This is a genomic window from Vibrio sp. V12_P9A6T4, from assembly GCF_963874835.1.
GTDB lineage: Bacteria > Pseudomonadota > Gammaproteobacteria > Enterobacterales > Vibrionaceae > Vibrio > Vibrio anguillarum.
The window spans coordinates 1-13,303 of record NZ_CAWNJO010000050.1; the positions used below are offsets into that span (position 1 = coordinate 1).

12 protein-coding genes, 1 pseudogene and 1 riboswitch are annotated in these 13,303 nt (G+C 44.6%); of the genes and pseudogenes, 8 read left to right on the forward strand and 5 right to left on the reverse strand.

What is annotated here, in order from left to right:
• A pseudogene (locus AACQ42_RS07995) lies at positions 1 to 148 on the forward strand (LysE family translocator); the annotation flags it as partial.
• Between the two features lie 335 nt (positions 149 to 483).
• Here the strand turns inward: AACQ42_RS07995 and AACQ42_RS08000 are convergent.
• Complete coding sequence (locus tag AACQ42_RS08000; RefSeq protein ID WP_017050528.1) at positions 484 to 1,863, reverse strand: alanine/glycine:cation symporter family protein; 1,380 nt, start codon at positions 1,861 to 1,863, stop codon at positions 484 to 486.
• Between the two features lie 123 nt (positions 1,864 to 1,986).
• A riboswitch (glycine riboswitch) is annotated at positions 1,987 to 2,080 on the reverse strand.
• Positions 2,081 to 2,438: 358 nt separating this feature from the next.
• Here AACQ42_RS08000 and AACQ42_RS08005 point away from each other — a divergent pair.
• Entirely contained in the window at positions 2,439 to 2,597 is a 159-nt protein-coding gene (locus tag AACQ42_RS08005) for a hypothetical protein (RefSeq protein ID WP_010319274.1), read from the forward strand.
• A gap of 19 nt (positions 2,598 to 2,616) precedes the next feature.
• The gene (locus AACQ42_RS08010; RefSeq protein ID WP_017050909.1) at positions 2,617 to 3,351 is read left to right on the forward strand and encodes a hypothetical protein; all 735 of its coding nucleotides are present in this window, start codon (positions 2,617 to 2,619) and stop codon (positions 3,349 to 3,351) included.
• 68 nt (positions 3,352 to 3,419) lie between these two features.
• On the opposite strand, the gene AACQ42_RS08015 is transcribed toward AACQ42_RS08010, so the two are convergent.
• Complete coding sequence (locus AACQ42_RS08015) at positions 3,420 to 4,526, reverse strand: M20/M25/M40 family metallo-hydrolase (RefSeq protein WP_094166319.1); 1,107 nt, start codon at positions 4,524 to 4,526, stop codon at positions 3,420 to 3,422.
• A gap of 559 nt (positions 4,527 to 5,085) precedes the next feature.
• On the opposite strand from AACQ42_RS08015, the gene hppD reads away from it, so the two are divergent.
• Genes hppD through maiA form a run of 4 tightly spaced genes read left to right on the forward strand, consistent with a single transcriptional unit; the run spans position 5,086 to position 8,952 of the window.
• A complete protein-coding gene (gene hppD, locus AACQ42_RS08020) occupies positions 5,086 to 6,159 on the forward strand; it encodes a 4-hydroxyphenylpyruvate dioxygenase (RefSeq protein ID WP_094166320.1) in 1,074 nt (357 codons plus the stop codon).
• Complete coding sequence (locus tag AACQ42_RS08025) at positions 6,152 to 7,282, forward strand: homogentisate 1,2-dioxygenase (RefSeq protein WP_094166321.1); 1,131 nt, start codon at positions 6,152 to 6,154, stop codon at positions 7,280 to 7,282. The genes hppD and AACQ42_RS08025 overlap by 8 nt, the downstream gene beginning before the upstream one ends.
• 9 nt (positions 7,283 to 7,291) lie before the next feature.
• Entirely contained in the window at positions 7,292 to 8,305 is a 1,014-nt protein-coding gene (locus AACQ42_RS08030) for a fumarylacetoacetate hydrolase family protein (protein ID WP_094163529.1), read from the forward strand.
• Positions 8,302 to 8,952, forward strand: a complete 651-nt coding sequence (maiA, locus tag AACQ42_RS08035; RefSeq protein WP_094166322.1) for a maleylacetoacetate isomerase — start codon at positions 8,302 to 8,304, stop codon at positions 8,950 to 8,952. The genes AACQ42_RS08030 and maiA overlap by 4 nt, the downstream gene beginning before the upstream one ends.
• 40 nt (positions 8,953 to 8,992) lie before the next feature.
• Here maiA and AACQ42_RS08040 read toward each other — a convergent pair whose 3' ends face one another.
• The 3 genes from AACQ42_RS08040 to AACQ42_RS08050 form a co-directional block, all read right to left on the reverse strand.
• Entirely contained in the window at positions 8,993 to 10,504 is a 1,512-nt protein-coding gene (locus tag AACQ42_RS08040; RefSeq protein WP_094166323.1) for a M28 family metallopeptidase, read from the reverse strand.
• Positions 10,505 to 10,693: 189 nt separating this feature from the next.
• Complete coding sequence (locus tag AACQ42_RS08045) at positions 10,694 to 11,527, reverse strand: CPBP family intramembrane glutamic endopeptidase (protein ID WP_094166324.1); 834 nt, start codon at positions 11,525 to 11,527, stop codon at positions 10,694 to 10,696.
• A 118-nt stretch (positions 11,528 to 11,645) separates the two neighbouring features.
• Positions 11,646 to 12,353: a glycerophosphoryl diester phosphodiesterase gene (locus AACQ42_RS08050; RefSeq protein WP_094166325.1), complete on the reverse strand. Its 708-nt coding sequence runs from the start codon at positions 12,351 to 12,353 to the stop codon at positions 11,646 to 11,648.
• Between the two features lie 165 nt (positions 12,354 to 12,518).
• On the opposite strand from AACQ42_RS08050, the gene AACQ42_RS08055 reads away from it, so the two are divergent.
• Entirely contained in the window at positions 12,519 to 13,295 is a 777-nt protein-coding gene (locus tag AACQ42_RS08055) for an MBL fold metallo-hydrolase (RefSeq protein ID WP_094166326.1), read from the forward strand.
• Positions 13,296 to 13,303: the final 8 nt, after the last annotated feature.

The window sequence follows — 13,303 nt, forward strand, 5'->3', positions numbered from 1 at the left end:
CGCTATGTGTTGGCAGTGCGGTTTAGCGGGCGCATTGAGCTTTGCAAAAAACTTACTCAAAAATGCGTCGTTTATGAAATGGATGGAAGGGACAACAGGTGTGGTTCTAGTTGCTCTGGGTCTAAAATTAATGCTTGAGAAAAGATAATTTAATCAATTAGTTGTAGGAGTTTTCTGAACAAAGCTAGAATGACATTTTTTTGAAGTTACTGCTTTAAATTTACGATATAAAACCTTGCATGGATTACGAGACATCACGTGTTGAGGGTAATTTGAATATATTGGTTATTTGTGCAGTTATCTTAGTGTGTTTTTTGTTGTTTCTGGAAGGATTAGCCTTGGGATACGGTGTTCCTACCTCGATAATCATTTTAGCTGTTTTAAACTTATCGTATTCTTGTTTGGATAAACAGATTAAAAAGCGGAAAAGACAGGCTTCAAACCGCAGGTAGGCGATTTAATGCCTACCTGCAATGTGGTTACTCAGTATTGAGTTTGAGGATTACGCGCCAAAGGCGCTGACTGTTTTTCAAAAAATAGCTTGGTCTCTTCAAGCACAATATGACGTAATGCGATTAATCCGATCAGATTAGGGATAGCCATTAAACCGTTAACGATATCAGCAATAATCCAAATCATATCAAGGTGCAAGAATGCACCTGATGCTACCAAACCGATAAAAATCAGCTTATAAGGCATTACTGCTTTGGTGCCAAACAAAAACACCACGCAGCGCTCACCGTAATAGTTCCAGCCTAAAATCGTCGTAAAAGCAAAAAACATCAAACCAATGGAGACCATCATCGGGCCCAAGGTTTGCGCATTTAAGCCCACGGCAAATGCATAGGTTGTCATAGCGGCACCAGAAAAATCACTTTGCCATGCGCCAGTTAAGATCAGCGCAAGCCCGGTCATGGTGCAAATAATGATGGTGTCAAAGAAAGTACCAGTCATTGAAATCAACCCTTGTTTTACGCAAGAGTCAGTTTTCGCTGCCGCCGCGGCCATTGGCGCGCTGCCAAGACCAGATTCATTAGAAAATACACCGCGCGCAATCCCTGATTGAATCGCCAGCATGATGCTCGCTCCTAAGAAACCACCAGTAGCGGCTGTGGAAGTGAAGGCAGAAGTGATAACTAAACTGATAGCCGTGAGTAATTGATCGCTGTTGCTGATGATCACACTCAAACACGCAAGGATGTAAAAAAGGGCCATGGCAGGTACCACTTTCCCAGCCACTTTAGCAATTGATTGAATACCACCGACCGTGACAAATGCGACTAACAGCGTTAGAACCACTGCTGATATTTCGCGTGACACACCAAAAGAGATTTCAGTAGCATCTAAAATCGCGTTGACTTGTGGGAATGTACCAATGCCGAAACAAGCGACGCCGATGGCAAATAGGGCGAATAAAACCGCCAAAGTTCGCGAGCCCACGCCATATTGCAGGTAATACATCGGGCCACCAACCATTTGGCCTTTGTCATCCACTTGACGATACTTTACTGCCAGTAAACATTCAGCGTATTTGGTCGCCATACCAAACAGCGCGGCTAACCACATCCAAAATAGCGCGCCCGGCCCACCGAGCTTAATCGCTGTCGCTACGCCAACGATATTACCGGTTCCAATCGTCGCGGAAAGTGCGGTACATAAGGCGGCAAAGCTTGATACATCGCCTTGTTTACCGGCGTCTTTGTCTTTACTAAACACCATCTTAAGTGCGGTAGGTAAATGTCGAAATTGGATAAGACCGAGACGAAACGTAAAATAGATGCCTGTACCGACCAATAAAATTAAAAGTGGTGGTCCCCAGACAAAGTTGTCTATAGATTCAAGAATAGATTGCAGGTTGTTCATTAGTTCCCCTTAATAAAACGACAGTTAAGGAGAAGAGGGAAAGGGCAGTAATCTGAAAAGATCCCACAAAAAGATCACAGCAGGCCGGTGGTGAAGAAACCACACCTATTTATGATTGTAACTTTCCACTCCTCTGTCCTTTTGCCTGAGAGTTTCACCCCAAATAGGGTTTGCTCCTTCGGCGACCGATTAAACGGTTCTCTCCAGAGGTTCCTCCAACTACAGTCCTCGCCAGCTCTCATAAGAGAGAGCATTAGCACCTGAAAGATTTACTTCTTCGGCGAGCCTGTTTACTCATACTTTGAATAAACTAAGGCTACTCTCCTGCAGTCTTCATCGGAACTGATGATAAGTGCGCTTACCATCAAGGCGAGATATGTTACATAAAGCGTTTTTCAAGACAAGAAAAATTGTGCTTTTGATCTCAATTTTCTGCCGTTTGGTGGTTTGTTAACCATTTATAGACGTAAACGTAGGATGAGGGGTGAAAACTTTACGCTTGTTGTCGATTGTTCTACTTTTTTCTGACTTATCGCGTGTTATAAATGATATACACTACGTGAGAGGATAGGCTAATGACACGACTCATCACCATTATTTTATTGATCGCCATTGCTTTTATTTTTATTCGTTATCGTACCAACGAAAAGTTGCAAAAAGGGGTGGTGGTTTCTTTACTCACTGCTTTTGTCATTTATGCTGCCTCAATTGTGATTACTGAATTAACTCGCTGAGATAGATAGGAGCGAAAGAGTGAACAAACAGACGGACATTGATGCACAAGACGATGTCGTAGTGATTGAAGAACGAGACAAACGCACCTACGTCTACATCGCGTTAGCAGGGGTGTTGGGGTTAGCATTAGGTGGCTTAATCGGTTCAAGTATCACCACGAATAACTGGCAAAAAACATACCATCAGCTAGAAGAAAAATATGAACAGCTCACCCAAGATAAAAGCCAATTAGCTGAAAAAGTGCAATTAAAAGTCGCCAGTGTCGACGCTGAAGTAGCAAATAAACTTCAACAAGCATTAGAAGAGCAACAAAAGCAGTATCAACAAGAGCTGGATCAAGCGCAAAGCCAATACCAAGCGTTAATGGCAGAAAATAAAGCGCTGCAAGCGAAACTTAATACACAGGAAAATGCACTAGCGCAAGTTGAGAACAAAAATTCTAAATTAAATCGGCAAGCCGATATGCAGGCAACGATTTTTGAACGTTCACGCGAACTGTTCCAACGTGAATTGAAAATTAAGCAAGAGTTAGAAGCGCTGCAAAAAGAGAAAGAAAGTTTAGTACCGAAGCTCAAAACGCTCAAAACCGATTGTGATGTCTACCTAGAAGGTAAGTCGTGGGATGCAAAATCAGACGCATGTGATAAGCAAGATGAAGCGAATTCAAGAATTAGCCAAATCGATCAGATGATCCAAGTTCACCGCATGGATTTAGAACAAATCAAAGCGTTAACGGAAAATATAGGCTTATAATTTATATAAATCCCACCAATGTTTCTTTAACAGGCCTCGCGAAAATGAGGCCTGTTTTATCGTAAGGCTTATTCGGTCAAATACGTTGTTAGGAATTCTGCAATCTTCACCATATCACTGATCGCAATATACTCTTCGGTGGTGTGAACTTTCGCCATGCCCGTTGACAAATTGACGGTCACTAATCCTTTTTCGTTAAAGTTGTTTGCATCACTGCCTCCACCAGTACGTTTGGTTTTTGGTGCAATCCCAACCGATTCAAAGCTCTTTTTGATCGCAACGATATGCGGATGCTCTTCATCCAATACAAAGGCGTTGTAAGCACGAGTAGATTCAATCTCAACCTGCGCGCCATGCTTGTGCGCCGCGGCCTGAAATGTTGACACCATATGTTCAACTTGTAGGCTCAACTTATCATCATTCAATGAACGGGCTTCAGCGACAATTCTAAGATCAGGCATGACGATATTCGTTGCGCCACCTCCATGAACAAGGCCGATATTCGCCGTGGTTTCCTCATCAATACGCAGCAATTTCATTTGGGTAATCGCATCGGCTGCGACGGCGATAGCGCTAATACCTTCTTCAGGAGCAAGGCCTGCGTGTGCGGGTTTGCCTTTGATATTAACGATGATTTTTTGCTGCCCTGGGGCGGCTTTAACGATGGTTCCTATTGGACCACCAGTGTCGAGTACAATCGCCTTAGCCGATTGAATATGAGACATATCAAAGTGTTTGGAGCCTTGTAGCCCGCCTTCTTCATGGACGGTGAATGCAATTTCAATGGTTTTATGAGGTTGTTTTTGCGCTTTAATCGTTCGGATCGCCTCCATAATGGCCGCAATACCCGATTTGTCATCGCCGCCTAAAATGGTGTCACCGTTAGAGCGAATGACGCCATTTTCAATGACTGGTGTGATACCAATCCCCGGTTTGACGGTATCCATGTGACAGCTCAGTACGACACTGTCATCGAGTTGTCCTGCTAGGCGAGCATAAAGGTTAAAGCCATTGGAAACATGTTCAGGTACGGGCAGTTTTTGGACTGAAAAACCAAGCTCACCCAATTGTTCAGACAGCGTTTCTGCAATCTGTTTTTCGTTACCCGATTCGCTGTCAATTTGAATTAGTTGTAGAAAGTGCTCAACCAAGCGCTGTTCATTTATCATGGTCATTTTGTTATCTCGTAGGAAACAGAAGCCATACCATATCGCGTGTGGATGACGCGATGTTCTGCGATAAATCAAAGAAGCACGACAAAACAACCGAATTTTTCGCTTACATATAAGCCAATGACTATTGTTTTTAACTTAATGATTCACCTGTGTTGGGCTAATGTTTTGTCCGTGTAGCTCGGCATATAAAAATCATGTGCGCCTAACACCTCGTCGATTGTGTGTTTTTCGCCTGAGGCAGTGTCGGTTTTTAATAAATGTAGCTAAAATGTTACGCCGTGCTGTTCGCTTTACTGAGCAACTGGTTATGATTGACTTGTGATTAACGTGGCCAATTAAGGAAAAGTGCTTAGTATTCAGTCAAATAAAAACAAATCATCTCTGTGAAATTCGCTAATTTACTATCCTACTGCTCATTAATAGATTTGTGTAACATTTTAATTACATTGACACTATTTGTTCTCCGCTAAACCGTTTTTCGTTATAGGGTTCATTTTTGCTGAAAATTACGCCATGTTCGCAATACTCAACACAAGCGTTAACAAAAAAGGAGCGCGAGATGACCTCAACATTTAACCCATTGGGAACAGACGGTTTTGAATTTGTGGAGTACACCGCGGCTGATCCCGCTGGAATCGCGCAGTTAAAAGAGCTGTTTACTTCTCTTGGCTTTGCTGAGATAGCCAAGCACCGCTCAAAAGAGGCGTGGCTATATCGTCAAGGGGATATCAATTTTATCGTTAACTCTCAACCCCATAGCCAAGCTGCAGCGTTTGCCAAAGTGCATGGACCTTCAGTGTGTGGGATGGCGTTTCGCGTTCATGATGCATCTGTCGCCATGCTGCATGTGCAGGCAAATGGCGGGCGAGAATACAAAACACAAATTGGCCCGATGGAACTGAGTATTCCCGCGATTTATGGAATTGGCGATAGCTTGCTTTATTTTGTCGATCGTTATGGTAGCCAGAGCATTTATGATGTGGATTTCAAGTTCTATGCCGATGCCAAACAACGAATGACTCACGCCAATGTTGGCTTGTTCGAAATTGACCACTTAACGCATAACGTCAAACAAGGCCACATGGACGTTTGGTCTGGCTTTTATGAGCGGATCGGTAACTTCCGTGAAATTCGCTATTTTGATATTGAAGGGAAGCTAACGGGGCTAGTTAGCCGTGCAATGACAGCGCCTTGCGGCAAAATTCGCATCCCAATTAATGAATCGTCTGACGATAAATCACAAATAGAAGAGTTTATTCGTGAATACAATGGTGAGGGGATCCAACACATCGCTTTATCCACTGATGATATCTACCAGACGGTACGTACTCTGCGCGAACGAGGGATGGATTTCATGCCAACACCGGATACTTACTACGAAAAAGTCAGTGATCGAGTTGAAGGGCATCAAGAAGATGTTGATCAGTTAAAAGCGCTGCGGATCCTGATTGATGGTGCACCGATGAAAGATGGAATTTTGCTGCAAATATTTACTCAAACCGTCATTGGCCCAGTCTTTTTTGAGATCATTCAACGCAAAGGCAATGAAGGGTTCGGGGAAGGTAATTTCAAAGCGTTATTTGAGTCGATTGAAGAAGATCAAATTCGACGAGGAGTACTCAGCGATGCATAAATGGATCACATTTCCTCATCGAGAAGGGGTATGTTCAAACCAAGCTCATGCCGACTTCCCGCAAGAGGCCATCTATGAAAGAGAAGCAGGACGCAGTGGCTTTTTTGGCCCTGCGGCCCATTTCCATCACCAACATGCACCGACAGGGTGGAGTGAATGGCAAGGTGAGTTAAGGCCGAGAGCCTTTAATTTTAATTTGATCGAGCAAGCCAAACAAAGTTCACCGTGGAGCGTGCCGCATCTATTGCATAATGCACAATGTAAAGTCCGAGTATGGAGGCTGGCTCAAGCGATGGATCATTTAGTGCGTAACGCCGATGGGGATGAGTTACTTTTTATTCATCAAGGAAGCGCTGATTTTTATTGCGATTACGGGCATTTGAGCGTTTCACAAGGAGATTATGTGTTGATCCCGCGCTCAACCAATTGGCGGCTTGAGCCAAGTGAGCCGATGTTCATTCTAATGATAGAGAATACGGATGCGGCGTATGCTTTGCCAGAAAAAGGGCTAGTAGGGAACCACGCCATATTCGATCCTGCGGTTTTGCAAGTCCCGTCGATTAACCCAGAGTTTAAAGCGCAGTATTCAGAAAAGACCACCCAAGTTCATTTAAAACGTCATGAGAAAATCAGCGTCATTACTTATCCATTTAACCCATTGGATGCAGTAGGTTGGCACGGTGATCTTTCCGTGGTGAAACTCAACTGGCGAGACATTCGGCCGTTGATGTCGCATCGCTACCATTTGCCGCCCTCTGCTCACACAACCTTTGTTGGCCAAGGTTTTGTGGTCTGCACCTTTGTGCCTCGGCCGATTGAGAGTGACCCCGGCGCTTTAAAGGTTCCGTTTTATCATAACAATGATGATTACGATGAAGTGCTCTTCTACCATGCGGGTGATTTCTTTAGCCGCGATAATATTGAAGCTGGCATGGTCACTTTTCATCCTGCCGGGTTTACCCATGGCCCACATCCGAAAGCGTTCCAAGCTGGGCAAGAGCATAAGAAAAAATTTACCGATGAAGTGGCTGTGATGATTGATACGCGGCATGCATTACACTTTAGTGAGGCGGCGCAGCAGGTTGAAAATCAACAGTACGTCTACAGTTGGAAGAGCGAATAAGGAAGTGACATGAAGTTAGCTACGCTAAAAAACGGCACAAGAGATGGTTTATTGGTCGTGGTCAGCCATGACTTATCAAAATGCGTTGCTGTGCCTGAGATTGCCGAGCATTTACAGCAAGCCTTAGACCGTTGGCAGGAAACCGCACCGATGCTCAGCGAAATTTATACGGCGCTGAATGAAGGCGAATTGCTGCAAGAGATGCCGTTTGATCAAACCTTGTGTCATTCGCCGCTGCCTAGAGCGTATCAATGGGCTGACGGTTCTGCTTACGTCAACCATGTCGAGTTAGTACGAAAAGCACGAGGTGCGGAGATCCCTGAAAGCTTCTGGAGTGATCCGTTAATGTATCAAGGTGGTTCGGATGCTTTTCTTGGACCGCGTGATGATATTCAAATGCAAGATGAAGCATGGGGAATTGATTTTGAAGCCGAAGTGGCTGTGATCACCGATGATGTCAGAATGGGTGCAACCCCAAGTGAAGCGGCGCAAGCGATTCGATTGGTGATGTTGGTAAATGATGTATCGCTGCGTGGTTTGATCCCTCAAGAGCTTGCTAAAGGATTTGGTTTTTTTCAATCCAAACCGTCTTCAGCATTCTCTCCTGTCGCTGTGACACCCGATGAACTAGGCTGCCATTGGGACGGCGGAAAACTCAACCTGCCATTGCTATCAACCTATAACAATAAACCATTTGGTTGCCCCAATGCTGGCGTGGACATGACGTTTGAATTTCCACAGTTAATTGCTCACGCAGCAAAAACGCGCCCCTTGTGCGCGGGCACTATTATTGGTTCTGGTACAGTTTCCAATAAACAGGGAACCGATTTTGGCAGTGCGATTGCTGAAGGGGGAGTCGGCTATTCATGCATTGCAGAAGTGCGAATGATTGAAACCATTCGGGACGGTAAACCAAGCACCGAATTTATGAAATTTGGTGACAGGATAACGTTAGAAATGCGTGATGATAAAGGGAACAGCCTGTTTGGTTTAATCGATCAACGCGTGGTGAAAGGGTCATGAGTGGCCTCAAGTTATATGGGTATTGGCGCTCTTCAGCCGCTTACCGAGTACGCATCGCACTTCACCTCAAGGCGCTCGATTACCAGTCGATTGCTATCCATTTAGTTAAGGAGGGCGGAGTGCAACATTCAGCCGAGTTTAGCGCTCTCAATCCGAGTGAGTTAATTCCGGTACTGGAAGATAACGGACATTGCATTACTCAGTCGTTAACCATCATCGAATATTTGGATGACCAGTATCCCCAAGTACGTTTGGTTCCGCTATCAGGTAAAGAGAAATATCAGGTTAAAGCACTGGCGCAAGACATTGCTATTGATATTCATCCACTGAACAATCTACGAGTTTTACAATATTTAACGCGTGAACTGGCCGTGGATGAAAGTCAAAAAGGAGACTGGTATCGGCATTGGATAGCCACGGGGTTTTATGCCTTGGAAAAGAAATTGGCGACAGTATCAGGGGAGTACTGTGTTGGTGATCAACTGAGCTTAGTGGATGTTTGTTTAGTACCACAAGTGTATAACGCGGAGCGCTTTAATCTTGATATGGCGCAGTTTCCGATCATCAAACGAATCACTGCTGAGCTTCGTGCTCATCCGGCGTTGATTGCCGCTGCACCAGAAAACCAGCCCGATGCTGAGAGTTAATCGAAAAGCCAGCCTTGCGGCTGGCTTTTCTTTGCGCTGTTTATTGAGCATTCGCCACTAAACTTGCATTGCTGTAATTGTTGTATCCATGCAGCAAAATAGAATAGCGGCCCGGTTGAGCATTGGAGAACTGACACGTTTCATTATTGCCACTGCGATAAGGACGGCAGTCGTATTGCTGTAGATCAGCATCAGTTTGATACTTAACGTATAAATCGGCATCGCCGCTTCCCCCTGACAATACAATACTCAAGTTGCTCGCTTCCTGCAGTTCAAATTGATACCAGGTTTTGCTATTTCTGCTGGCCGATAAACCGTTCACAGGTACGCCATTTTTCAGTTGATTACTCGGTGTAGGCGGTGTTGAGGCATTACCCATTTCAACCACATAAGCCAATCCAAGTTTAGTAAATTTCACCGCATGCAATCCTGTTGGGTCGGAATTTTGCAGAGTGTCTTGCGGGCTATGAATATTAGGGTTGTAATCATTAAATTTGGATTCAAAAGGCATCGCAGCTGGGTAACCAACCGCATGCCAAGAGGCATGATCAGAGCAGGCATAGCCACAGGTATCAAATCCATAGGTTAATGACGGTAAATATTCATCCAATAGTTGTGTCAAATACTGGGTAAAATTACTGTCGGTGTAATCGGTTATGAAGACAATATCTTCGCGTGAACCTTGGTAGTTAGTCATGTCTAACTGCATCACAGACATTACTTTTTTACCTTCGGCTTTAAAACGATTGGCTAAGTCTTGTGAACCTCTAAGGCCCACTTCTTCAGCAGCGTAAGCCATGAAAGCGATGCTGCGTTTAGGACGAAAATTTTGCTCAGACAACAAACGGATGATTTCTGTCACGCCCGCGATACCTGATGCATCGTCATCCGCACCCGGAGCAATACTGCTTTCGTTGGTTCGAGAGCCAAGGGTGGAGTCTAAATGCCCGCCAATCACCACCCATTCGTCAGGTTTTTCAGAGCCTGTAATTGTGAGTATTACCGATTTCTGGTTGTAGCCTGAATGTGTGATTTGTTCCACTTTGCTTGCGGGCAGTGACGCAGAGAGTGAGCGCCAATGATCTGCAATCCAATTCGATGCTTGAGCACCAGTCGAGGTAGTATAAAAGCGATTTTTAAACTGGGTTAAGGTGGTGATGGTACTGGTGATTTGTTGCGCTGATACTGATGGCAACCAAGCATTAACGGTGGTTTGCTGAGTTATTTCTGGTGCACTGAAAGCGTTTAGATTCAGCGGCATTGCGCTGACACTCATCGCACTTTGTGCAGAGGGGTGCACCATATAACCACCACATCGCTGATGATTCTCGTGCATTTCATGTGAAAGCGTCGCCAACTCGCTTACTGGTACTTGCCCAACCCATACTGATGTTTGATTAACAATGTTTTCAGGTAATAGGCTTTGGGCTCCAGAGCGAAGAGCCGTTTGCGTCGCGTCACCACCAATCGAAATCCACACCTTTTCTTCTGCATAAGCGGTACTGAAACAGCCTGCTAGCGCAATCGCCAATAACGTTTGTTTCTGGTTCATTCTCTCCTCCCTGGAGTATTATTATCAACATGACGTTGACCATAAACCCTAGGCCAAAAATAGGAATAATGAGAACAATTCGTTTTATACTCAGTTGTTCATAACGGTTGTCACTAAACTATCAATAAGGTATTTCATCCACTGAAAAAAAGAAAAAAGCCAGCGAAAACTTCAGCTGGCTTAAAGGTTTTAACGCTGTACCCATACTGGATAAGTGAAGAAAATAAGGTGGGAAAAATTAAAGAGAAAGTGGAAGAGTACAGCCGTCCATAAACGCCCGCTTAGATGATAGATCGCGCCGTAGCCAATGCCAGCTAATGTGGCAAATAGCACCAAAGTCACGCCGCCAGAAAAATGCGCAAGACCAAATAGGGTACTAGCGAGCGCAATACCGAGCCATAGACCGAATTTTTCACTCACGGCTTTTTGTAAATAGCCCCGGAAAAATGCTTCTTCCACCACACAGGTTAAAAGCAAATTATTGAGAGTAAAGAGCCACCACCAAGTCGGTAAAGATAACTCGGGCTTAATCGCGCCAAGCGCCCATGCGAAAAAAAGCAAAGCAAAAAGAGGAATCGACACTTTACCGATCGCGGCCCAACGAATGGTTTGATGGTTGCCAAGGAGTGGCGGCCAAGCGAGTAGCAAAGCAAAAAATACCATAGGTTTATCTAGGTTCAAGTAGAGACGAAAGGGGGCACTATTGGCACCAGCCACCACATTATCCAGCACTTTAGGGTTATTAAAACCAGGAATAGCATGCAGCAGCAGTGCAATTGCCCATAATAGCAACGCACCATGAGCAAACCATTTCCAGCGGCCTTTCAGTTGTGGAATGTAATAAGCACCACATAATCCAATGGCGACATACAGCAGGGCCATTAACGATAATCGGTCTGTGAACCATCCGCCCACTAACGACAGTGCTAGCAAGGCGAATGCTGGACGTAACTGCTTTTGAAAACTGAAGATAACGGCAAAAAGCAGCGGGATCCAAATCCATAACGATGAGTCAAGTATCATAGAGAGTACCTTAGGAAATCATCCATATTATTGAGTGATGACAGAGTGGAAGAGGTGCGCATTATGAAGAATCATTCTCAATAAAGAGATTCTACCAGTCAGCTAAACGCTTGCTGGCTTACAAAAAGCACTGTGGATCGTCACTAAAAATGGCGTCAACCGAGTTGAGATGTTTGAACTTTTTCGGATTATTCACCGTGTAGCACCAAATTTGGTAACCCGCTTGATGTAACTCGGCAATGTGTTTTGCACTGATCCATTGATAGTTAAGGTTACAGCCAAAGGCGTCAATTTCGGTTAACACTTGCTTATCTTTACGCGTTAATCGCTCGCTCAACACCGCCAATTTATAACCCGGACAATGCTGATAAAGCTCGCGCATGATAGCGTGGCTAAAACTGGAGAGAACAATCTGTTCATTTGGTAATCCACATTGATCCAGTTGTGCTTTAAGCTGAGCAGCTACTTGAGCAACATCGTGTTTATCCACTTTGACTTCAATGTTTAAACCAAGGCTGTGCTGCTTTGCGAGTGTCAGCAACGTCTCTAATGTCATGATGGGTTCACCGGCAAATTGAGGATCAAACCAAGCGCCAAAATCGAACTGTTGTAATTGCTCAAGCGTGTAAGAATCAATGCGCCCTTTGCCATTACTGCAACGATCAATGGTGTGATCATGGCAAACAACCAATATATGATCTTGAGTCGGTTGCACATCCACTTCAACCCACTTTAGGCCTAAATCAATAGCGGCTTGCACACTCACTTGCGTATTTTCAGGGTAATGGCCGGCCACTCCGCGGTGGCCAATAATCATAGGCTTCATAGCGTTATCTCTACACAATTAAAACCGGCTCAGCATAGCGCGCGCCTTCTATTTTGTCTTCAAATTGATGGAAATGAGAGACGACGCGCTTTGGACATCACTTTCGCTAATGCTATGCTTATCCAACATCAGGCAGGAGGTCTGATCTGTCAAGTAGGGATAACGGTGAAGCTACATACGATCAAAGGCTATATTCAGAATATGTATCTGGCTGAATATCCAGAACGATTATTACTGCTAGACGGTGCAAGTCGAGCAGACATTCCTACGTTGCAGTACTTCATTGAGAATGAACTGAACCGTCCTTTTTCTCATCTGCATACCGTTGTGGTAACTCACATGCATCCAGATCACGCAGGGGCGGCTCATCAATTGCGTGCATTAACGGATTGTAAAATCATCTCTGCCAATAAAGATCATGATTGGTATCGTGGCTTGGACGGATTTTGTATGCATTTAGCCGATCTTGCGCTTGCGCGTTGGATGGCGAATCGCCTAGGCCGCCCGCGGCAGAATTTATGGTATCCACGTGTCTTAAAGCCTGACATTAAGCTCAACGATGGCGACACTATTCCTCATTTTAACGAATGGCAAATCTTAGAAACCCCAGGGCATACCGACAGAGATTTGTCTGTCTACCATGCACAACAAGGCATTGTGTATGTTGCCGATTTAATGGTTGAAGTGAAAAAGCAGTTGATTGCCCCTTTTCCTATTTTCCATCCCAATCAATATCGCCAGTCACTTGAACGGATCTTCAAGCTCAACCCAGAAACACTGCTTCTTGCACACGGCAAAGAGGGGCGTTTGAGCGAAAAAACCTACCAACACCTGCTAAATACCGCACCTATACGGCCCATCACACATTGGCGAGTGGTCAAAATAAAAGTCAAAAGTTTAATGAAGTCTGTTTGGCAATTTGGGGTCAGCAAAGGTAAATAAAGGGTAGG

What these genes read in the sequence shown, in the direction of transcription:
- AACQ42_RS08025 (WP_094166321.1), top strand. Translation starts at nt 6,152, where the DNA reads ATGCATAAATGGATCACATTTCCTCATCGAGAAGGGGTATGTTCAAAC.
- maiA (WP_094166322.1), top strand. Translation starts at nt 8,302, where the DNA reads ATGAGTGGCCTCAAGTTATATGGGTATTGGCGCTCTTCAGCCGCTTAC.
- AACQ42_RS08015 (WP_094166319.1), bottom strand. Translation starts at nt 4,526, where the DNA reads ATGACCATGATAAATGAACAGCGCTTGGTTGAGCACTTTCTACAACTA.
- AACQ42_RS08000 (WP_017050528.1), bottom strand. Translation starts at nt 1,863, where the DNA reads ATGAACAACCTGCAATCTATTCTTGAATCTATAGACAACTTTGTCTGG.
- hppD (WP_094166320.1), top strand. Translation starts at nt 5,086, where the DNA reads ATGACCTCAACATTTAACCCATTGGGAACAGACGGTTTTGAATTTGTG.
- AACQ42_RS08045 (WP_094166324.1), bottom strand. Translation starts at nt 11,527, where the DNA reads ATGATACTTGACTCATCGTTATGGATTTGGATCCCGCTGCTTTTTGCC.
- AACQ42_RS08005 (WP_010319274.1), top strand. Translation starts at nt 2,439, where the DNA reads ATGACACGACTCATCACCATTATTTTATTGATCGCCATTGCTTTTATT.
- AACQ42_RS08030 (WP_094163529.1), top strand. Translation starts at nt 7,292, where the DNA reads ATGAAGTTAGCTACGCTAAAAAACGGCACAAGAGATGGTTTATTGGTC.
- AACQ42_RS08050 (WP_094166325.1), bottom strand. Translation starts at nt 12,353, where the DNA reads ATGAAGCCTATGATTATTGGCCACCGCGGAGTGGCCGGCCATTACCCT.
- AACQ42_RS08040 (WP_094166323.1), bottom strand. Translation starts at nt 10,504, where the DNA reads ATGAACCAGAAACAAACGTTATTGGCGATTGCGCTAGCAGGCTGTTTC.